A 20,794-nucleotide genomic window follows, 5' to 3' on the forward strand; every position below is an offset into this window, starting at 1 on the left:
CCCGCCGGGCGGCGGACAGGCCGCACCGGGAGCCGGGCGAAGGCGACCACAGCATCACCGGATCGTTCTCGCATTCGAGACAGGAGAGACCATGACCGCAAGCGGCGGATTCCCCTTCCTGACCACCTTGATGGTTTTGCCCCTGGCGGCGGCCCTGGCCGCGCTCCTCCTGCGGCGCGAGGCCGCCGTCAGGTGGTTCACCCTGGCGGTGGGGCTTTTGGAGATGGGCCTGGCGATCCCGCTGCTCAGCTTCCAGCCCTCCCTGCCGGGCTTCCAGTTCGTGGAACTGGCGGACTGGGTGCCCCAGTGGGGCATGCACTACCACCTGGGCCTGGACGGGCTGAGCCTGATCATGGTGCTGCTCTCGGTGTTCCTGCTGCCGCTGTGCGTGCTGTGCTCCTGGACGTACATCACCAAGCGCATCAAGGAGTTCCACATCTGCCTGCTGGTGATGACCGCGGCCTGCGTGGGCGTGTTCTCCGCCCTGGACTTCGTGCTCTTCTACGTGTTCTGGGAGGCCATGCTGGTGCCCATGTTCCTGCTCATCGCCGTGTGGGGCGGGCCGGAGCGGCGCTACGCATCGCTGAAATTCTTCCTGTACACCCTGGCGGGCAGCACGCTCCTGCTGGTGGCCATCATCGCCTTCAGGGCCGTGGGGGGCAGCTTCTCCATCCCCGACCTGCTGGGCCGCGAGTTCCCGGTCTCCTTCCAGCGCTGGGCGTTTCTGGCGATGGCCCTGGCCTTCGCCATCAAGGTGCCCATGTTCCCCTTCCACACCTGGCTGCCGGCCGCGCACGTGCAGGCCCCCAGCGCGGGCAGCGTGATCCTGGCGGCGGTGCTGCTCAAGATGGGCACCTACGGATTCATGCGCTTCTGCCTGGGCCTGACCCCCGAGGCCAGCCACTTCTTCGCCCCGCTGATGATCGGGCTCTCGGTGATCTCCATCCTCTACGGGGGCTATACGGCGCTGGGCCAGACCGACCTCAAGCGCATGGTGGCCTATTCATCCGTGGGGCACATGGGCTTCGTGACCCTGGGCATCTTCATGTTCAACCAGCAGGGCCTCACCGGGGCGCTGATGCAGATGCTCAACCACGGCATCACCACGGGCGCGCTGTTCATGATGCTGGGTGCGGCCTACGAGCGCAGCCACAGCCGCGAGATGGCCGACCACATGGGCATGGGCAAATACCTGCCCGCGTTCATGGGCCTGTGGGGGCTGTTCGCGCTGTCCTCCCTGGGCTTTCCCGGCACCAACAGCTTCGTGGGCGAACTCCTGGTGCTGACCGGGGCCTTCAAGGCCAACCTGTGGGCCGGAGCGCTCTCCATTCCCGGGGCGCTCCTGGCGGCGGCCTACATGCTGCGCGCCACGCGGAGCATGGCCTGGGGCCAGCCATCCACGGCCAAGGCCTGGGCGGACCTGAACATCCGCGAATGGACGGCCCTGGCCCCGCTGGCCGTGCTGGTTATCTGGATCGGCTTCGCGCCCGGGCTGGCCATGCGCTCCATGGAGCCCACCGTGGCCCGTCTGCTCGAGCATGTGAACACCCGCACGGCCCTGGCCCACAAGGCCGAGCAACCCGAACGACCCATCCTGGCGGAGGTGACGCCGTGAGCGCCCTGGTGCAACTGGCCCCCGAGGCGGGCATGGCGGCCCTGGCCCTGCTGTTCCTGATCGAGTCCCTGGAATTCGCCAAACTTGGCGCGCTGCGGGCCTGGGCCTCCGCCGCGGTGGCGGCGCTGGCTGTGCTGGCCCTGGGCCAGCGGGGCGCGCTCTTCGGGGGCTGCTACAGCCTGGACGCGCTCTCGCAGTTCTTCAAGGCCGCCGTGGCCGTGGGCTTCTGCGTGGTGGTGGCCATCGGCTCCCGCCCGCGCGAGGTGGAGGAGGCCAAGCAGCCCGACTATTTCATGCTCCTGGCCATATCCTCCCTGGGGCTGATGCTCCTGGCCTCGGCCACGGAGCTGGTGACCATGTACCTGGCCCTGGAGCTGGCTTCGCTGAGCCTTTACGCCGTGGCACCCCTGCGCTCCGAGAGCCGCCCCGCCGCCGAGGCCGCCGTGAAGTACATCCTCTACGGGGCCATGGTCACGGCGCTCTCGCTCTACGGCCTGTCGCTGATCATGGCGGCGCAGCACACCACCTACGTGGCCGAGCTGGCCCAGAAGCCCTGGAGCGTCGCCGCCGCGCCCCTGGCCGTGATCGGGCTCGCGCTGTACCTGACGGGCTTCCTGTTCAAGCTGGCCCTGTTCCCGTTCCACTTCTGGTGCCCGGACGTGTACCAGGGCGTTGGCAACGAGACAGCGGCCTTCGTCTCCACGCTGCCCAAGCTGGGGGCCCTGGCCGTGCTGGTGCGCCTGGTGGGCGCCATCGGGCTGGACGCCCAGACCGCCGACGCGCTGGCCGCGCTGGCCGCGCTCTCCATGACGGCGGGCAACTTCTCGGCCCTGGTCCAGAAGGACTTGAAGCGCCTTCTGGGCTTTTCCAGCGTGTCCCATGCGGGGTACGCGGCCATGGGACTGGTGGCCGGAGGGCCGGACGGGCTGACCTCGGCCGCCTTCTACGGCGTGTGCTACCTGCTGATGAACCTGGCGGCCTTTTACGTGGTCTGCCGGGTACGCCAAGACGGGCAGAACCCCACGCTGTCGGACCTGGACGGCCTGTACCGCACCTCGCCGGGCATGGCCTTCGTGCTGCTGGCGGCGGCCTTCTCGCTGGTGGGCCTGCCGCCCACGGCGGGCTTCACGGGCAAGTTCTTCCTGCTGAGCTCCCTGTGGGGCCACGGGCACGACTGGCTGGTGATCGTGGCGGTGCTGAACACGGCCATTGCCATCTATTACTACCTGAACATGGTGCGCCACGCCTACACGGCCGAACCCGCCGCCGAAGGCGCGTCCCCCACGCCGGGAGGGCTGGCGCCGTTGCTGGGCGCCTCGCTGGCCGTCTGCCTGCTGGGCGTCGGGCTCTATCCAGCGCCGCTGCTGGGCCTGGCCCAGGCGGCAGCCAAGGTCGTTCTGCCGTAGCGGCCCGCTGAATAATCCCCGTCGGCTGCGTCGTCTCGAAAAAGCCAAACCCTCGCGTAGGCAAGATACGCGTCGGGCTTGGCTTTTTCTCGCTCCTTGCCGTCGTGTTTTTTGAGCAGGCCGCCCTTGAGAATCTCTTCGCAGGTGCGAAAGCTTTCCGCCCTCGACGCGAAACGGAATGGGAGTCGAGAGGGAGGAACTCCCTCTCGCGGGGTCCAGGGGCGGCGCCCCTGGCCGCCGGAGGCCACTGCCGTTCATCCCGGCTCCCGCATTGGCAATCGCTGGCACCCGCGCTATGGTGCGCATCCTATGACCTTCACCTCCGTTCTCCACAGTGTGGTGCTGCCCCTGGGCAAGCTGCTGCTGACGCTGAGCATCTCGCTGCTCGTGGCCAACCTCATCGAAACCCTGAACTGGACGCGCTACCTGGCTCGCTTCGCCAAGCCCCTGGTGCGCCTTGGCAACATGCAGGACGTGGTGGGGGCCAGCTTCTCCCTGGCCTTCTTCTCGGGCATGGCGGCCAACACCATGCTGGCCGAGGCCCACCAGCAGGGCAAACTCTCCGACCGGGAGCTGATCCTGGCCAACCTGTTCAATTCCCTGCCCACGTACTTTCTGCACATGCCGACCATGGTGCTGGTGGCCATGCCCTTCCTGGGCTCCACCGGTGCGGTCTACGTGGGGCTGACGCTGGGCGCGGCGCTGTTGCGCTCGCTGCTCATCGTGCTGGCGGGCCGCGCGGTGCTGCCCCCGCAGGAGGAGGGCTGCCTGGAGTGCCAGCTGCCCGAGAAGGGCCCCACCTTGCGCGAGGCCTTGCACAAGAGCTGGCGGCGCTTCAAGAAGCGCATCGTGAAGATCTGCCTGATCACCGCGCCGATCTACGCGGGCATGGTGGCGCTCAACAGCTGGGGGTTCTTCGCGGCGACGGAGCGTTTCATGGGCGAACACATGGCCTCGGTGCAGTGGCTCTCGCCCAAGGCGGCCTCCATCGTGGTCTTCGGCATGGCCGCGGAGTTCACCGCCGGCCTGGCCGCTGCGGGCGCGCTGCTCAACGCCGGGGAACTGCCCGTGAAGGAGATCGTGCTGGCCCTGCTGCTGGGCAACCTGCTCTCCACGCCCATGCGGGCCTTCCGGCACCAGTTCCCGTACTACGCGGGCATCTTCCGCCCGGCCCTGGCCATGAAGCTCATCGTGCACAACCAGGCCTTCCGGGCCGCCAGCCTGGTGCTGGTGGGCCTGGCCTACGCCGTGCTGGCATAACGGGATGGACGCGGCAGACATCCTGGCCCGCCTGGAGCCGCTCGGCAGCGAGCGCAACCGGCAGGGCATGGCCCGCTTCGGCATCAATACGGCGCGGGCCCTGGGGGTCGGCATGGTCCCGCTTCGGGCCATCGCCCGCGAGACAGGGCGCGACCACGCCCTGGCCCTGGCGCTCTGGGAGACAGGCGTGCATGAGGCGCGCATCCTGGCCTGCATGACCGCCGAGCCCGCCAGGACGGACCGGCCCCTGCTGGACGCCTGGGCGGCGGAGTGCGACTCCTGGGATCTGACGGACCAGCTCTGCAACAAGCTGGCGGTGAAGTGCGCCCTGGCCTGGGAGCTGGCCGACGCGTGGAGCTTGCGGGAGGAGGAGTTCGTGCGCCGGGCCGGGTTCTCGCTCATGGCCCAGCTGGCCGTGCACGACCGCACGGCTGCGGATGATGCCTTCGAGCCCTGCCTGGAGCGGATTCTGCTTATGTCGGACGACGAGCGAAATTTCGTGAAGAAGGCCGTGAACTGGGCCTTGCGCCAGATCGGCAAGCGCAGCCCGGGCCTCAGGCTGCGGGCCGAGGCCGTGGCCGTGGCACTGGCCGGGTCAGCCTCGCGGAGCGCCCGCTGGATCGGGCGCGACGCCCTGCGCGAGTTCGCGGTGCGGCCCGTGCGTCCGGTCCTGCCAGGGCGGAAGACTCGGGGCTAGTTCAGCTCCCGCAGCATGGGCGTGCGCCTGGGCTCCAGGGTGGATTTGACCACGTTGCGCCCTCCCGCGAAGCCCAGCAGCCCGAACGAACCATAGTGCATGATCTTGTTCGCCGCCTGGACCACGGCCTGCGCGTCGGCCCCCGTTGCGGCCTGGAACGCGGCCACGCAGCCGCCCTCGCGCTCCAGGGCCGCGAATGCGGTGTCCGCGCCGGGCGCATCGGGCAGCACGTCGCGCAGGCCCGGCAGCGGGAAGCGGGGCATGCCCAGCACCAGCACGTTGCCGCCCCCCAGGCTCCTCTTCTGCTCCGGGGTGAGCTTCCCCTCCTCCAACACGGTGGCCCGAACCTGCCCCAGTCCGCCCAGCAGCACGGGCAGGGCCGCGCGCAGGGCCTGCGGTGCGTCGGCGGCCACCAGCACGCGCAGATCCTTCGCGCCCTTGACCGTGTTCACCGAGGGCGGCACCTCGGACGGGTCCAGCAGCCGGAAGCAGTCCGCGTCCGGGTCCAGGCGCAGGCGCAGGGGCTTGCCCGGCGTGCGCACCTCGAAGCCCGCGCGTTCTCCCTCCATGACGAACTCCGCGCGCCGCGTCCCTCCCTCATGGTCCACCTGGGCCGTGAGCCTGAGCAGGTAGGGCTCGCCCTTCTGCACGGCCTCGGCCCGCACGACCCACCCCCCGGCGGGGTCGGGCTCGCTCGCGACCTGACCCAGCGCAAGTTGGGGGCCGCCCGTGCGGGTGAGCCACTGGTCCATGAAGCGGCGGCTGCGCTCCAGGCTGAAATCACCCTGCCCGGCGAAGACCTGGCGGAAGTCCTCCCAGGCGGCGGGGCGGAAGAGCTTTTCCGCGTAGAGGCGGCGCAGCCCGGCCCAGAAGGCGTCGGCTCCGGTGAAGCCGCGCAGCATGTGGAACACGAACATGGCCTTGCCGTAGCCCACGGCCTGGCTGGCGGCGGAGAAGCGCGAGCCGAAGCGCTCCAGGGGCATGTCCGCCGAGGGGGTCTGCGCCGTCAGGGCGGAGAAGGCCCGCAGCGTCCGGAGGCGGTAGGCCTTGCCGTCGGCGGGGGAGGCCAGCTCCTGGGAAAGATAGTCCGCCACATAGGTGGTCAGCCCTTCGCACCAGTTGCCGGAGTCGCCGGAGACCAGCACGCCGTTGCCCCACCAGCTGTGGGCGACCTCGTGGCGCAGGCTGGTCTCCGGGATGAAGGGCAGCGTCAGCACCTGGGAGCCCAGCAGCGTGTAGGAGGGGAAGCCGTAGCCCGTGGGCAGCGGGTTCTCCACCACGGCGAACTTCTCCAGGGGGTAGGGGCCGTGCAGTTCGGAATAGAAGCGCAGGTGGCGAGCGGCGGCCTCCAGGTAGACATCCGGTGAGGCTTTGGAATCGGGCAGGAAGAAGGTCTGCACGGCCACCGCGCTCCCGCCGGGGATCGTCTCCAGGCGCTCATGGAGCACGTAGCGGGCCAGGCACAGCCCCAGCCTGCCCACCGGCTTGCGCACGCTCCAGATGGAGACGGTGTTTCCGCCCTCCTGACTGAAGCCCTCCAGCCTGCCCTGGCTCACGGCCTTGATGCCGCCCGGGGCGCTCACCCGCAGGCGGTAGACATCCTGGCCCGGCAGGCCCGCCGGGTGCCAGAGGCTGCCGGGCATGAGCATGGCCCAGTCCGGACCGGCCACGGCGTCGTCCGCCAGGGCCCCGGGGTTGTCCGTGCCACCCGGCCCGGCCTGCGGCGGCTGGTCCAGGGCGAGGCTGTAGCGCAGGGTCACGGTTGTCGCGCCCTTGGGCACGTCCAGCCGCAGCAAAGCCCCGGAGCGGACGGGCCGCAGGGTCTTGCCCCCCGCGCTGGCGGCGAGGTCCGCGGCCGAGGGCGAGAGGGTCAGGGCCAGATCGGCGGGCGGCTGCTCGGGCAGGGCGATGGCGTCGGTCACCCGCAGCCGCCTGGCGGGGAGGTCCAGCACGGCGTCGATGGAGTGGGTCAGGGGCGCGGCCGCGAAGGCGGTCGCCGCACCGCAGGACAGGGCCAGCAACAGGAAAAGGGCGCGGAGGCTCCTGGCCGGGGGTAACCCGCCCCGCCCGGTTTAGGAAGGGGCGGCCAGGACGGCTCGCCCCGGCCTGCCTGGCCCGCCTGGCCCGGCCACCCGGCGTTGGCGATTCCGGGCTCGTTAGAACAGGCTACCGGCCAGGCTGCCCAACGTGCCCATGTTGCCGTTGATGGAGCGCAGCAGCCCGTTGGGGTTGCCGGTCTCCACGAGGCCGCCCACGCCGCCGCCCAGGGAACTGCCCAGGGAAGCACCCAGGCCGATGCCCGCGCCGCCCGTAAGCACGCCGCCCAGGATGCCGCCGCCGATGCCGCCCAGCACAGAGCCCAGCCCGGACCCCAGGCCAGAGCTGGAGGACTGGTTGGCCGCGTTCTTGAGCATCTTCTTCTCCCAGTGCTCCACGTCGGGGTCCACCTGGCCCCAGGTGCCGTAGATGCGGTTCCAGGCCGCGTCGTTCTGTCGGGCGTCCCAGTACATGCCTTGGGTGTCCCAGTCCTGCCGGCTCATGCTCAGCATGTTGTCGAAGTCGATCTGGCGCTGGGCCTGGTCGTCGGTCCAGTCGCGCTGGTCCTCGCTGGAGCGGTAGGCGTAGGCGTTGGCCGCGGCGTTGTTCTGGTACTGCAGGCTGTTCATGTACTGGTTCTCGCCCATGCGGTTCTGCCAGACGTTGTAGCGCTGCTGGTTGGCGGCCTGGTTCTCGTCCATGAGGGCGTTCCATGCCTGCATCCGCTGGCCGCTGGCGAACTGCTGGTCCTGCTGCTGCAGGGCGTAGCGCTTGGCCGTGGCCTGGGCCGCGTTGTCCACGAGGGAGTTGAGGTAGGTGGTGTCGGCCTGCTGGTCCATCTGGCGGGTGAACTGGCTGGAGCCGTAGAGCCCCCGGTTGGAGTAGGCGTCCACCATGTTCCGGCGGGTGTTGTCGTAGGCTGTTCTGGCCGCGGTCTCGCCACTTGAGCGCAGGGCGTTCTCATAGCGGTTGTAGTCGCCGCCCTCGAGCCCGGCGTAGACCGGGGCCTGGACGCCGTAGGCGCGGTAGGAGGGGTCGCCGCCCGGGGCCTGGTACGTGGAGTACTGGAAGTTCTGGTAGGCCGGGGGCGTCCACTGGGTCTGGGCGGGGCGCGCGGCGTTGTTGCCCCACCACTGGCTGTCGTCCAGGTAGGGGGCGGGGCGGTAGGGGGCCACGCCGTTCTGCTCGGCCAGGAGGTGGGCCTGGGTCAGGCCGAAGGTTGTGGGTCCGTCATAGCTCATGGTTGGTTCTCCTTGGTGGGTTATCCGTTGACGCGGGCGAATTCCGCCAGGCAACGGCGGAGGCGGATGCGGCCTCCGGTGGTTGTCAGTTGGAAGGACACGGCCCAGTCCCGGAAGCGCGTGCGCGAGACGCTCTTGGTCTGCGAGGAGGCTCCCAGGATCTGCACCGCATCGGCCAGGGGGCCGGTGGAGTCGTTCACTTTGCCCAGGCCCGGGTTGGCGTTCCAGGCGATGAGCTCCACGGGGCTGATCTGATCGGAGCCAAGGGCCTGGAGCGAACCGGAGCCGGGGGAGAGGGCTTCGAAGTCGAGCTTGGCGCTGCGCAGCACCAGCGCGCCCTGGGTGGTGAACACCCTGGAGCGCACGGTGGAGGCGATGTTGGCGTGGTCGCCGGGCTGGAGTTCGTCGCGGGATTCCTCCAGCCCCAGGCGGTAGACCGAGCCCCCGCGACCGGCCAGGTAGACCGTTCCGCCGGCCTGGCAGGCACCGGACATGATCCGGCCCTGGAAGTCGAAGCGGGTCCAGGCCTGGTTGTGGGGGTGGAAGGCCAGCACCTGGGGGTCGCCCTCGATGAAGACCAGCATGGCCCCCAGGGCGGGCACGAAGCGCATGGAGGAGACGTTGCGGCCGCCGAGCAGCGGGTTCACGGGCCGCCCCGCGACCCCCACCTGGATGTCGCCGTACTGCTGGACGCCGGCCAGATCCATGATGCCGCCGTGCCCGGCGAAGAACAGGTTGTTGCCCACGAATTCCACCGCGCGCGGCCCGGAGGCGCTCTGGTTGCGGGAGAGCTCCGTGATGGACCACTGGTCCACGGTGCCGCCTGTCTGCAGGCGCAGGATGCGCCTGGCCGAGTCGCCGGACTTGAAGACCACCAGGTCCTTGCCGATGACGCCGAAGGCGTTGACGCGCAGGCCGTCGCCGTACCCGGCGCGCAGGAACACCGCGCCAACGCCTATGTCCCAGTCCGTTTCGTCGAAGGGGCCGCTGAAGGCCACGCCGTCCAGATCCTGCGCGGAGTTGGCGGCCAGGCGGCCGTTCACCTCCACCAGGGCGGTGGCCGATGGGGAGGAGGCGATCGTGGCCACGCTGGCCCCGTCCCAGGTGCGCAGGTGCGGGCCGCCGTCCGCGATGACGAGTTTGCCGTGGAAGGTGACCAGGCTCGGGGTGACGCCGGGCTGGTCCAGGTCGGTGACGTGGTTCCAGGCCGGGGGCTGCACGGAGAGGTCCAGGCTGAAGAGCTTGCCGTCGGCGGTGGCGGCCACCAGGAAGCCGGAGTCCACATCCTGGGCGTACCAGTGCAGGGCCAGGATGTCCGGGCCGCCGGGCGGAGGGGCGGCCACATGCACGAGGCCGGGCCGCGTGGTGAGCACGCTGCGGCCTTCGGCGTAGTAGAGGTTCAGGGCTTCGGCCAGCTGGTTGTCTGGCAGCCCGGCCGGGTCGTCGGCTACGTTGAGGCCGCCGTCGAAGGCGACCACGGACGAGATGATGCTGCTTTGTTTCGTGGATGCGTGGGCCACGGGTGCTCCTTGCCAGGGCAGGGAGCGATTATCCGCAGCTCGAAACGAAAGTATACCCACATAGGGCTATGTGGGGAGAAAGTTGGCGGCAGGGTGAAAAAGTTTGGCGGTAGGGCGTGAACCGATATGGGAGTCGAGAGGGAGGAACTCCCTCTCGCGGGGTCCAGGGGCGGCGCCCCTGGCCGCCGGAGGCCTCCGGTTTGTCCAGGCTCCAGCCTTGGCCTCTCCAGGGCCGAGGCTGGCCCCGCCAAGACTCTCCGCGTCTGTTAATGGCAAACACACGAGACCTTTTCGGCTATTTCTCCAGATACAGCGCGGCCACCTGGTGCGAGTAATCCCTATCCGGCGATATCTCGGGACGCGGGGCGATGTTCCAGACCCAGGTGCGCTCGGGCGCGCCGGGCAGCTCCACGCCGTGGAGCAGGTCCATCGGCTTTTCCCCGCCCAGGCGCAGCGTATCGGTTATCAGGCAGGCCGGGGCGGTGGCGTCTTGGAGTGCCTGGAGGTGTTCCCGGACAAGACGGGCCCCCAGGCTGGCGCGGTCAACGCCGGGCAACAGCCCGAACGGAGCCAGGGGAAGCTGCGAGAGGATGTTGGCCGAGACGATGAAATCAGGCCGGAGAGCGTCGAGAAAGTCCGGCAGCGCACGCCCGGCCTGGGGGTTGGGCTCCCGCCCGGCCAGCGCGTCTTCGAGTGCGCCGCTCACGTCCAGATGCGAAAGGCTCACTCCAGGCAGGCCGCGCGCCTGCCAGCGGGCCGCCAGGGGGTGGACCATGTCCGCCAGGACGACGCGCCCGAACATGGCGGCCAGTTCGCGAAGGGGCACGTCCAGCAAGGCCCCGGAGCCGAGCACCACGGCCAGCCCGTTCTGGCCGCAGCGGCGCGCGCACGCCAGCATGAAAGCCTTGCTTGCCTCAAGGTGGGGCCGCCAGGCCCGCCGCTGCCGGGCGTGCCGGGCGCGGATGGCCACGGCCTCGCGCTTGAGCCCCGCCCGCCGGGCCAGGGCCGGGCATGGGGTGAGCAGGTATTCGCAAAACTCCAGCAGCACGTGCGAAGCCTACGCGGTTATCTCCCTGCCGCGCAGCTGGCCGATGACCCGATCCAGCGTGTCACCCTGGGCGGCCAGGTCGCGCAGGGCCTGCTCCGCGCGGGACATGGCCTGGGCGATGCGCCCGGCCAGCTCGCGCACCTCGTCCACGGAGCGGTTGATCTCCTCGCTGGCGGCGGACTGCTCCTCCGAGGCGGTGGCGATGGCCCTCACCTGGTCCGAGGCGGTCTCCACCAGGGAGACGATCTCCGCCAGGGAGCCGCCGGAGGTCCTGGCCAGGGAGCTGGCCTGGGAGGCGGCCTCGGCCATGCGCTCCACCTGGGCGGCGTTGTCCAGGGTGCCGGTCTGGATGGCGGTGATGGTCTGGCCCACCTCGCGGGTGGCGGTCATGGTCTTTTCGGCCAGCTTGCGCACCTCGTCGGCCACAACGGCGAAGCCGCGCCCGTGCTCGCCGGCGCGGGCGGCCTCGATGGCGGCGTTCAAGGCCAGGAGGTTGGTCTGGTCGGCGATGTCGGAGATGACGGTCATGACCTGGTCCACCGCGCGGGTCTGCTGGGCGAGGCCGTGCATGGCCTGCCTGATCTGTGTGGCCAGGGCGTCCACGCCGGAGATGGCGTCCACGGCCTGCTCCACCAGCCGCTTGCCCTCGTTGGCGCGCTCGCTGGCCCGCCCGGTCTGGCTGGCGGCGTCCTGCGCGCTCCTGGAGACCTCCATGATGGTGGCGGTCATCTGCTCCATGGCCGTGGCGGTCTGGACGGTGCGGTCCTGCTGGGAGCCGGTGTCGCTCAAGGCGCCGTCCATCTCCGACGTGAGCGCGTCGGAGGAGGCGTTGAACCCTTCCATGACTTCCTGGAGCATGTGCGCGGCCTCCCCAAGGGCCTCCTGTCGGGACGTGGCGGCCTTGGCGGAGGCCTCCTCGGCCTGGCGCAGGGCGTCCTGGGCGCGCAAGGCCTCCTCGTTGGCGCGGCACTCTTTCTCGGCCACGGAGCTGAGGCTGGTCTTGAGCGCGCCGACCATCTCGTCCAGGCTCTGGGAAAGTTCGGCCAGCTCGACGCAGCTGGTCTCCCGCTTCAGGTGCCGGTTCAGGTCCCCTCCGGCCACAGCCTTGGCGTAGGCCAGGCAGCGGGTCAGCGGGCTGGCCACCACCTTCACGGAGAGCAGCCAGATGGCCGCCGTGAGCACCAGGGTGACGGCCAGGGCCAGCAGGGCCTGCCTGTTCAGGGAGGAGCGCACCAGGGTATGCATGTCCTCCAGGGGCGGGATGATGCAGAAGACCCAGCCGGTGAAGGCGTCGCGGACCACGACGGCCATGGAGCCGTCGGGCAGGGTGACGGTCTCGGAATTCTTGACGGCCAGGGCGGCCTGGAACAGCGGGCTCTTGGAGACTTCGTTCTTGAGCAACTGCGTTTCGTCGGGGTGGGCCACGGCCATGCCGTCCGGCTCGAAAACCACCACGTGGCCCGTGGAGCCGATACGCGTGGCCGAGACATCGCCTGTGATGGTGTGCAGGTCCACGCCCGCGGTGATCACGCCCAGCAGCTCGCCCTGGGGCGACTTCACGGCCTGGGCCACGATGATCACGGCCTTGTTGGACACGCGGCTCAGGAGCGCCTTGGAGATGGCGTGATCCTTGCCGTTCGAGACGATGGCCTTGAAATAGTCGCGGTCGGCCACGTTGGCCTTGGCCAGGGGGCCGGGCAGGCTGGAGGCCACGAGGTCACCCTTGAGGGAGTACATGTTCGTGTAGCCGATGCCCAGGCTGGGCATGCCCTTCACGGTGGACTGCATGCGGGCCTGGAAGGCGCCGTCCTTGTCCTCGCCGCGCGCGGCTGCCTGCACCACGGCGATGGCCGTCCAGGTCTTGAGGGCCTCCGTCTTGAGGCGCATGGAGTCGGAGACGTCCTTGACGATGGCGCCCGCCAGGATGGGCATGTCAGCCCGGAGCATGGTCAGGGCGGAATCCCTGGTGGCGGCGGAGCCTTGCCAGACCAGGCCGGCCAGGCCGATGGTCACCACAAGAAGAACGGGGGCCAGAAACGCAGCCTTCAGCGAAAGCCTCATAGCGCGATACTCCCTCAAGCGTTATGCGTGCGGATGCCGTAAGGCGGCACCCTGGGGCCAAAGACCACGCGGCCGGCTGGCATGCCTGGTTGCGAACCGTACCGGGGAGTCGGCGCGGCGGATATGCGAAGCAGGAGCATCATAAGGGTTTCGCCCAATGCTTTCAACCATGTGAAGGAATTAACGCCTGATGGGTATGTCTGAGCGCATCACCCCCGTCGAGCGGGGAAAGGAGCCGGGAGGGGAAGGATTGGTGAACGGGCGCAGGCGGGGATGCCCTATGGCGCGGGGCTCCGCCCCGCATCCCGCCAGGGGATGCGCCCCCCTTGGGCCAACTGGGGGGCGTCGACCTACGCGAGGCTGTCGAGGGTGCAGGGGGATCATCCACCAGCACGAGGTTCTGGACGGCGGGGTCCGGGGAGGCGGGGCCTCCCCGGTGAACACGTCGGTCGCGGTGCGAGAGGCTAAAGCATGGCCCGCAGCTTGCGGATATGCAGGCGCTCCTCGTCCACGCAGCGCTGCACGGCGTCCTTCTCGGAGTCGGGCACCAGTTCCTTGAGCTCCACGAAGAAGAGCAGGGTGTCCTTCTCGAAGGAGAGGGCCACGCGCACCCCGGATTCGGCGTCCCCGGCCCCGGCCATCAGGGCCTCGGAGTGGGAGTCGAACAGGGTGTGCGAGCTGATGAGTGCGTCGATGTATTCGCCGTACTCCTCGGTGGTGCTCCAGGCGGGCAGCTCCACGGAGCCCAGGCGGGTGAGCAGGTTGCTGAAGATCAGCTCGTGCTTGTGCTCCTCCCCGGCCAGATGGATGAACAGGTCCCGCAGTTCCTCGTCCTTGGTCTGTTCGGCCATGTGCCGGTAGAAGGCCTCGCCCTTTTTCTCGATCTCGACCGCAGCCTTGGCCACGTCGGCCGCCTTGAAGAATGTCGCCATGTGCCTATCCTTCCGCGTTGGCTAGAGTTCGTTGGGCAGTTCCTTGAGCTGGGCGTAGGTGAACACCGGCCCGTCCATGCAGACGTACTTCGTGCCGATGTTGCAACGGCCGCATATGCCCACGCCGCACTTCATGCGCTTCTCCAGCGTGGTGACGATCTGGTCGTCCTCGAAGCCGAGCTTCTTGAGCGCCTGCAAGGTGAACTTGATCATGATCGGGGGGCCGCAGGTGATGGCCACGGTCTTCTTGGGGCTGGGGTTCATCTCCAGCAGCACGTTGGGGATCAGGCCCACCTTGTGCTCCCAGCCCGGGGCCTCGCGGTCGATGGTCAGCACGGTGGTCATGTCCTTGCGGCTGGACCAGTCGGGCAGGTCGTACTTGAAGGCCATGTCCTCGGGGCTGCGCGCACCGTACAGCAGGGAGATGTTCTTGTAGTCCTTGCGGTTGTCCAGCATGAACAGCAGCAGGGTGCGCAGCGGGGCCATGCCGATGCCGCCGCCGATGAACACCACGTTCTTGCCCTTCATGGACTCGTACGGGAACCAGTTGCCAAGCGGGGCGCGCACGCCGACCTGGTCGCCGGGGGAGAGCGTGTGCAGCATGGAGGTGACCTCGCCCGTCAGCATCACGGAGAACTGCAGGTACTCCATGCGCGTCGGCGGCGAGTTGATGACGAACGTGGCTTCGCCCACGCCGAACACCGAGAGCTGGCCCACCTGGCCGGGCTCGTACTTGAACTTGGCCATGCGGTCCTTGTTGTTGAGGACCACGCGGAAGGTCTTGATGTTGGGGGTCTCCTGGATGACCTCCAGCACCGTGGCGATCTCGGGGAGATAGGGATTCATCATAGTGGTCATGGCGGCTCCCCTACGGCTTGCCCGCGGTGGCCGTGGGCAGTTCCATGGCCAGCCGGACGATTTCACGGATGTCCACGCTCACGGGGCAGAGCTTGATGCACCGGCCGCAGCCGCAGCAGGCGATGGGCCCCTTGTGGATGTCGGGGTAGTAGCTGAACTTGTGCCCCACGCGGTTCTTCAGGCGGTACGCCTTGGTGGGCCTGGGGTTGTGGCCGCTGGCCTCCAGCGTGAACTGGAAGGACATGCAGGTGTCCCAGGTGCGGATGCGCTCGCCCTTCATGCCGGAGCGCTCGTCCGTCACGGTGAAGCAGTAGCAGGTGGGGCAGAGGTAGGTGCAGGCCCCGCAGCTGATGCACTTGGCGGAGACGTTGTCCCAGAAGCCCATGTCGTCGAACTTCTCGATGAGCTTGGCCGCGGCGGGGGCCGCGTCCCAGGCGGGGGGCATGGCGGCCACGGCGGCCTCCTGGGCGGCCTTGGCCTGCTCCTGCGCGGAGGCGGGGGCGTCCTTCAGGGCGGGGGCGTCCAGCAGGGCCTTGCCGCGCTCGCTCACGGCCTCCACCAGCCAGCCGCCCTCGACCGGGGTGAGCAGCACGTCGGAGCCGTCCGCGTCCACCGGGGAGCTGCCCACGGAGTTGCAGAAGCAGGTGGTCTCCGGGGCGTCGCAGGCCAGGGTCACGAACAGGGTGCTGGCCCGGCGCTCGGCGTAGTAGGGGTCGCGGATGGCCTTGGTGTCGTAGACGCGGTCGAACACGGTGAAGCCGCGGGCGTCGCAGGGGCGGCCGCCGAAGACCACCGTGGCCGGGGCGTTGACGGTCTCCTTGATGTCCAGGGCGACCTTGCCCAGGTTTTCCGGGTCCTTGGAGTAGCTGAACTCCATGAGCCGCTCGGTGGAGGGGAACACGCTCTCCTTGGGGGGCGAATCCGCCTGGCGGGAGAGCACGGGCGCCACGCCCGGGCCGTAGGGCCTGAAGACCACGGCGCCGTTCTCCCGCACGGGCACGAGCACCCTGCGGCCCTGAGCCAGGGCGCCAAGCCACGCCGACAGATCGCCTTGGGCTAAGTATTTGGCGGACATCACCAGCCCCTCTCGTTGATTTTTTCTTCCTCGACCTTGAACGCCAGCAGCGGCGGCTTGGCCTCGGGATCGATCCCGGCGCGGTAGTCGAACAGCTCCAGGACTTCCTTGTTGTTCTTGCGCTTGAGCAGCAGGATCGGAATGCCCACAGGGCATGCGCGCTCGCATTCGCCGCACTCGGTGCAGCGCCCGGCCAGGTGGGAGGCGTGGATCATCTGGAACATGAACTTCTCTTCCACGCCGGTGCGCTGGCTGACCCAGTTGGGCTCGCGCGTCTGGGCGATGCACTGGTCGCGGCAGACGCACAGCGGGCAGGCGTTGCGGCAGGCGTAGCAGCGGATGCAGCGGCTCATCTGCTCCTGCCAGAAGGCCTGGCGCTCGGCCAGGGGCTTGGCCTCGAAGGCGGCCACGTCGGCGTAGGCGTCCTCGGCCTTGCGATCCAGGCGTTGGCCCACGAATTCGTCGCTCATGACCGCGTCGTGGTATTGGCAGCGGTTGCACTTGTCCGCCCAGAGGTCGGCCATGGGCAGGGAGCCCGCCTTGCCGCCAGTGGTCAGGGTGCAGCGTTCGCCCTGGAAGGTTGCCTCGCTCACGCGGGCGATCTCCATGCCCTGGCCCTCGAGGGCGCGCTTGACCTTCTCCAGGTCCACCACGCCTTCGCAGGGGAAGCCGAAGACCACCACGTTCTCGCGGTTGATGAGCTTCTCCTGCAGCAGCTGCACCACGGAGCGGCTGTCGCAGCCCTTGACCACCACGCCGATCTTCTTGGTCTTGGGGTAGCGGGTCAGGTAAGTGGCCAGGTTCTGGACCGACAGCGGCCCGAGTTCCAGCTTGTCCAGGTCCGCCTCGCTGGTGATGAACACCGGGGTGTGGTGCAGGGCGTCGAAGCCCTTGCCCCAGCCGATGACCACGTCCAGTTCGGGCAGCCGCTTTGCGATGGCGGCCTTGAGTTCGTCGAGAATGGGCACGTCGAACCTCCTAAGCGTGCGAGGCCGCGAGTTGGGCGGCCGTTGCCGCTGCGTCCTTGCCGAAGCGCTGGATGGGGCCAAGCGCGTGGATCTGCTCGGTGAATCCCCTGACCACGGTCTGCCAGCGCTGGCCTTCCGAGGCGGAGACCCAGGTATACTCGAAGCGGCCGGGGTCGATGCCAATGACGGGCAGGAAGCGCTTGACCATCTCCAGGCGGCGCCGGGCGTAGAAGTTGCCCTCGGAGTAGTGGCAGTCGCGCGGGTGGCAGCCCGAGACCAGCACCCCGTCCGCGCCGCCGGTCAGGGTCTTGAGCACGAACAGCGGGTCGATGCGGCCGGAGCACGGCAGGCGCACGATGCGCAGGTCCGTGGGCTGGGTGAAGCGGCCCACGCCGGCGGTGTCCGCGCCGCCGTAGGAGCACCAGTTGCACAGAAAGCCTATGATGCGGAGTTCCTTGCTCATCCCTGGGTCTCCTCAAGTTCGCTAGCGAGCAGGGCGTTGACCTCGGCCAGGATCTGGTTGTCCGTGAAGTGCTGCAGCTGGATGGCCCCCTGCGGGCAGGTGGCGGTGCACAGGCCGCAGCCCTGGCACATGGTTTCGATCACCTGGGCCTTGATCTCGCCGCGCACCTCCTGCTCCTTGATGGCGCCGAAGGGGCAGGTCATCGCGCACTTCATGCAGCCCACGCAGCGCTTGAGGTCCACGGAGGAGACCTGCGGGTCGCTCTGCAGCTGGTCCTTCGAGAACAGCGCCAGCACCTTGGCGGCAGCCGCGCTGCCCTGGGCCACGGAGGTGGGGATGTCCTTGGGGCCCTGCACGCAGCCGGCCACGTAGACGCCCGCCGTGTTGGTCTCCACGGGTTTGAGCTTGGGGTGGCTCTCCATGTAGAAACCGTAGGCGTCGTAGGAGATGCGCAGCTTCTCGGCCAGGTGCGCCGCGCCGGTCGCGCCTTCCGCGCCCACCGCCAGGACCACCAGGTCCGCCTCGACCTCGACCTGCGTGCCCGCCAGGGTGTCCACGCCGCGCACGACGTAGCGCCCGCCGCTGGGGTAGACCATGGAGACGCGGCCGCGCACGTACTTGGCCCCGTATTCCTCCATGGCCCTGCGGGTGAACTCGTCGTACATCTTGCCTGGGGCGCGGATATCCATGTAGAATACATAGGATTCGCTGTCGGGGATGTGGTCCTTGGTCAGGATGGCCTGCTTGGCCGTGTACATGCAGCAGAAGCCGGAGCAGTAGGGCCGCCCGACGGACTTGTCGCGCGAACCCACGCACTGGATGAAGACCACGGTCTTGGGCTCCTTGCCGTCGGAGGGGCGCTTGATGTGCCCGCCCGTGGGGCCGGAGGCCGAGAGCAGCCGCTCGTACTGGAGGCTGGTGATCACGTCCTTGTAGCGGCCGCCGCCGTACTGCTCGTATACGGTCCAGTCCATGAGGTCGTAGCCGGTGGCCGCGATGACCGCGCCCACCTCCTCGGTGACGATCTCGGGCTCCATCTCGTAGTTGATGGCCTTGACCGGGCAGACCTTGGCGCAGATGCCGCACTTGCCGGTCTTGAATTTGATGCAGGAGCCCGCGTCGATGGAGGCCTTCTTGGGGATGGCCTGCGGGAACGGGATGTTGATGGCCGTGGTGGTGCCCACCAGCTCGTTGAAGAGGTCAGGGCTCTTCTTGCTGGGGCACTTTTCCAGGCAGGCCCCGCAGCCGGTGCAGAGCTTCCAGTCAACGTAGGTGGGCTTCTTGCGCACCTTGACCTGGAAGTTGCCCACGTAGCCGTTGACCTCGTCCACCTCGGCGCTGGCGTAGAGCGTGATGTTGGGGTGCTGGGCCACGTCCACCATCTTGGGGCCGAGGATGCAGCAGGAGCAGTCCACGGTGGGGAAGGTCTTGTCCAGCTTGGCCATCTTGCCGCCGATGGTGGTGGTCTTCTCCACCAGCACCACCTCAAGGCCGCCGTCGGCGCAGTCCAGCGCGGCCTGGATGCCCGCCACGCCGCCGCCGAGCACCAGCACGCGCTTGTTGATGGCGAAGCTCTTGGCGAAGAGCGGCTTGTTGCGGGCAAGCTTGGCCACGGCCATGCGCACGAGGTCGAGCGCCTTGGCGGTGTTGGCTTCCTTGTCCTTGCCGATCCAGGAGACATGCTCGCGGATGTTGGCCATCTCGAACATGTAGGGGTTCAAGCCCGCCCGCGCCACCGTGCGCATGAAGGTGGGGCCGTGCATGCGCGGGGTGCAGGAGGCGACCACCGCGCCGTCGAGGCCCATTTCCTTGATGGCGCCGATGATGCCTTCCTGGCCTGGTTCGGAACAGGCGTACATGGTGTCCGAAGCGAAGGCCACCTCGGGCAGGGACTTGGCCATTTCGGCCACTTTGGCCACGTCAACGGTACCGGCGATGTTGGAACCGCAGTGGCAGATGAAGACTCCGATTTTCATGGCCTTGCACTTCTCCTGGAGACGTTTGTATGCCTCGCCCGGATCATCCGGCTGCGCCGGCGAGAAGCTCCCGGGGGCTCACGACGAGTTTTTCCAACCCCATCTGGCTCTGCGAGAAGCCCAGCGCCAGCCCGATGAGCTGCGTGAAGTAGAAGATCGGCATGACGTGGTTGGTGCTGTTGGCGACGTTGATCTGGTTCTGGCGGGCGTCCAGGTTCATCTGGCACAGCGGGCAGGCCGTGACCATGGCCTGGGCGTTGTTCTCGGCCGCCAGGTTCAGGAGCTTGCCCGAGAGCCGCTCCACGATGTCGCGCCGGGCCACGCCGAAGGAAGCGCCGCAGCACTCCACCTTGAGGTTGAAGGGAGCCACCGTGGCGCCCAGGGCCTCCAGGATGTTGTCCAGGGCCATGGGGTTCTCGTGGCTGTCGAACTCCATGATTTTGGGCGGGCGGTTCATGATGCAGCCGTAGTAGGGGGCGATGGACATGCCCTTGAGGGGGGTGCGTACGCGGTAGCGCAGCTCCTCCATGCCCACGTCCTCCACGATGGCCTGCAGCACGGACTTCACCGGCAGGATGTCGCCGTGCACGGGGCGCTCCAGCAGCTTGTTCACCTCGGCGCGGAATTCGGGCTTCTGGAGCCTGTGGCGGGCGGTCTTGAGATTGGCCAGGCAGCTGGGGCAGGGGGTGATGATGGCGTCGACGCCCTCGATGTCCCCGGCCTGGACCAGGTTGCGGGCTGAGAGCGCGCCCGCCAGGCGGTCGTCCACGGTGTGGGCCGGGGAGGAGCCGCAGCAGCTCCAGTCGGTGATGTCGATGAGCTCCATGCCCAGGGCCTCGCACACGGCCCGCGTGGACATGTCGTATTCCTTGGACGTACCCAGGCCGGAGCAGCCGGGGTAGTAAGCGTAACGAAGGGTCGTCACTGGGCGAACTCCTCTCTGAACCGCTTGAAAATCTTTGAGATGGCTTCCTTGTTCTGCACGGGGTGCGGCTTGAACCCGAGCTTGCCCTTGGCGAGCATGGCCGGGGCCAGGTCGACGTCGGTCCAGAATTTGCCGGTCTTCATGGTGTAGAGCATCATGAGCCCCAGCTCGAAGGCCCGGCCGTGACGCTCAACGGACTCAAGGAAGCTGTCCGTGAAGGACTTGACCCCGTACTCGGTGGCGTAGCCGTCGCGCCGGGCCATGTGCCTGAGCGTGTCCATGATGTGGGCCACGTCGATGGAGTTGGGGCAGCGCGTCGTGCAGGATTGGCAGCTGGCGCACAGCCAGAGGGAGTGGCAGCCGAGCACGGCGTCCTTCTGGCCCGCCTGGCACAGCCGCACGATCTGGTGCACCGGGATGTCGTAGACGAAGGTCACGGGGCAGCCCGCCGTGCAGTTGCCGCACTGGTAGCACAGGCTCAGGTTCTGCCCGGACTCCTGCTCGACGCGGGAGATGAATTCCTGGTCGCGAGTCTTGCTCAAGTTGATGACGTGCATAGAAGCCAGCCCGCCTTGCGTAAAAGGTGTGATCGGGAAGGTGCCGTGAGAGGTAACTAGTGCGCCCGGAAGTTTTAGGCAAGTCTCTGAAGAGATAAATTACGTGATTTTAACGGTTTGTGTCAAAATAACACGAGTGTATCAAAATGACACTT

Annotated in this window: 17 protein-coding genes; 4 read left to right on the plus strand and 13 right to left on the minus strand. The window is 68.2% G+C overall.

Features of this window, described 5'->3' with window-relative positions; all coding sequences use genetic code 11:
• Positions 1–91 precede the first annotated feature (91 nt).
• The 4 genes from MLE18_RS10230 (at position 92) to MLE18_RS10245 (ending at position 4,978) form a co-directional block, all read left to right on the plus strand.
• Entirely contained in the window at positions 92–1,615 is a 1,524-nt protein-coding gene (locus MLE18_RS10230; RefSeq protein WP_243438700.1) for a complex I subunit 4 family protein, read from the plus strand.
• Positions 1,616–1,647: 32 nt separating this feature from the next.
• A complete protein-coding gene (locus tag MLE18_RS10235; protein WP_336605572.1) occupies positions 1,648–3,021 on the plus strand; it encodes an NADH-quinone oxidoreductase subunit N in 1,374 nt (457 codons plus the stop codon).
• Positions 3,022–3,330: 309 nt separating this feature from the next.
• A complete protein-coding gene (locus MLE18_RS10240) occupies positions 3,331–4,281 on the plus strand; it encodes a hypothetical protein (RefSeq protein WP_243438701.1) in 951 nt (316 codons plus the stop codon).
• Between the two features lie 4 nt (positions 4,282–4,285).
• The gene (locus MLE18_RS10245) at positions 4,286–4,978 is read left to right on the plus strand and encodes a DNA alkylation repair protein (RefSeq protein ID WP_243438702.1); all 693 of its coding nucleotides are present in this window, start codon (positions 4,286–4,288) and stop codon (positions 4,976–4,978) included.
• On the opposite strand, the gene MLE18_RS10250 is transcribed toward MLE18_RS10245, so the two are convergent.
• The 13 genes from MLE18_RS10250 to MLE18_RS10310 all read right to left on the minus strand — a co-directional run bounded on the left by MLE18_RS10250 (position 4,975) and on the right by MLE18_RS10310 (position 20,639).
• Positions 4,975–6,999, minus strand: coding sequence for a M1 family metallopeptidase (locus MLE18_RS10250; RefSeq protein WP_243438703.1), 2,025 nt, complete (start codon positions 6,997–6,999; stop codon positions 4,975–4,977). The two genes, MLE18_RS10245 and MLE18_RS10250, sit on opposite strands and share 4 nt — an antisense overlap.
• A 135-nt stretch (positions 7,000–7,134) precedes the next feature.
• Positions 7,135–8,256: a hypothetical protein gene (locus MLE18_RS10255; RefSeq protein ID WP_243438704.1), complete on the minus strand. Its 1,122-nt coding sequence runs from the start codon at positions 8,254–8,256 to the stop codon at positions 7,135–7,137.
• A 20-nt stretch (positions 8,257–8,276) separates the two neighbouring features.
• On the minus strand, positions 8,277–9,776 hold the full coding sequence (locus MLE18_RS10260) for a hypothetical protein (protein ID WP_243438705.1): 1,500 nt from the start codon (positions 9,774–9,776) through the stop codon (positions 8,277–8,279).
• A gap of 295 nt (positions 9,777–10,071) precedes the next feature.
• Positions 10,072–10,824, minus strand: a complete 753-nt coding sequence (locus MLE18_RS10265) for a hypothetical protein (RefSeq protein WP_243438706.1) — start codon at positions 10,822–10,824, stop codon at positions 10,072–10,074.
• 9 nt (positions 10,825–10,833) lie between these two features.
• Positions 10,834–12,885: a methyl-accepting chemotaxis protein gene (locus MLE18_RS10270; RefSeq protein WP_243438707.1), complete on the minus strand. Its 2,052-nt coding sequence runs from the start codon at positions 12,883–12,885 to the stop codon at positions 10,834–10,836.
• Positions 12,886–13,349: 464 nt separating this feature from the next.
• Positions 13,350–13,817: a ferritin-like domain-containing protein gene (locus MLE18_RS10275; RefSeq protein WP_243438708.1), complete on the minus strand. Its 468-nt coding sequence runs from the start codon at positions 13,815–13,817 to the stop codon at positions 13,350–13,352.
• Positions 13,818–13,838: 21 nt separating this feature from the next.
• Positions 13,839–14,675, minus strand: a complete 837-nt coding sequence (locus MLE18_RS10280) for an FAD/NAD(P)-binding protein (RefSeq protein WP_243438709.1) — start codon at positions 14,673–14,675, stop codon at positions 13,839–13,841.
• A gap of 10 nt (positions 14,676–14,685) precedes the next feature.
• Entirely contained in the window at positions 14,686–15,753 is a 1,068-nt protein-coding gene (locus MLE18_RS10285) for a 4Fe-4S dicluster domain-containing protein (RefSeq protein ID WP_243438710.1), read from the minus strand.
• Positions 15,750–16,718, minus strand: coding sequence for a Coenzyme F420 hydrogenase/dehydrogenase, beta subunit C-terminal domain (locus MLE18_RS10290; RefSeq protein ID WP_243438711.1), 969 nt, complete (start codon positions 16,716–16,718; stop codon positions 15,750–15,752). Before MLE18_RS10290 ends, MLE18_RS10285 begins: the two co-directional genes overlap by 4 nt.
• A 10-nt stretch (positions 16,719–16,728) precedes the next feature.
• Entirely contained in the window at positions 16,729–17,181 is a 453-nt protein-coding gene (locus tag MLE18_RS10295) for a hydrogenase iron-sulfur subunit (RefSeq protein WP_243438712.1), read from the minus strand.
• Positions 17,178–19,157 (minus strand): CoB--CoM heterodisulfide reductase iron-sulfur subunit A family protein, encoded by a 1,980-nt coding sequence (locus MLE18_RS10300; protein ID WP_243438713.1) that lies wholly within the window; start codon positions 19,155–19,157, stop codon positions 17,178–17,180. The genes MLE18_RS10295 and MLE18_RS10300 overlap by 4 nt, the downstream gene beginning before the upstream one ends.
• 43 nt (positions 19,158–19,200) lie before the next feature.
• Positions 19,201–20,082 carry a CoB--CoM heterodisulfide reductase iron-sulfur subunit B family protein gene (locus tag MLE18_RS10305; RefSeq protein ID WP_243438714.1) on the minus strand — a complete coding sequence of 294 codons (882 nt, stop codon included), beginning with the start codon at positions 20,080–20,082 and terminating at the stop codon, positions 19,201–19,203.
• Positions 20,079–20,639, minus strand: a complete 561-nt coding sequence (locus MLE18_RS10310; protein WP_243438715.1) for a 4Fe-4S dicluster domain-containing protein — start codon at positions 20,637–20,639, stop codon at positions 20,079–20,081. Before MLE18_RS10310 ends, MLE18_RS10305 begins: the two co-directional genes overlap by 4 nt.
• Positions 20,640–20,794 lie beyond the last annotated feature (155 nt).

Origin of the sequence: Fundidesulfovibrio soli (assembly GCF_022808695.1) — a bacterium.
GTDB lineage: Bacteria > Desulfobacterota > Desulfovibrionia > Desulfovibrionales > Desulfovibrionaceae > Fundidesulfovibrio > Fundidesulfovibrio soli.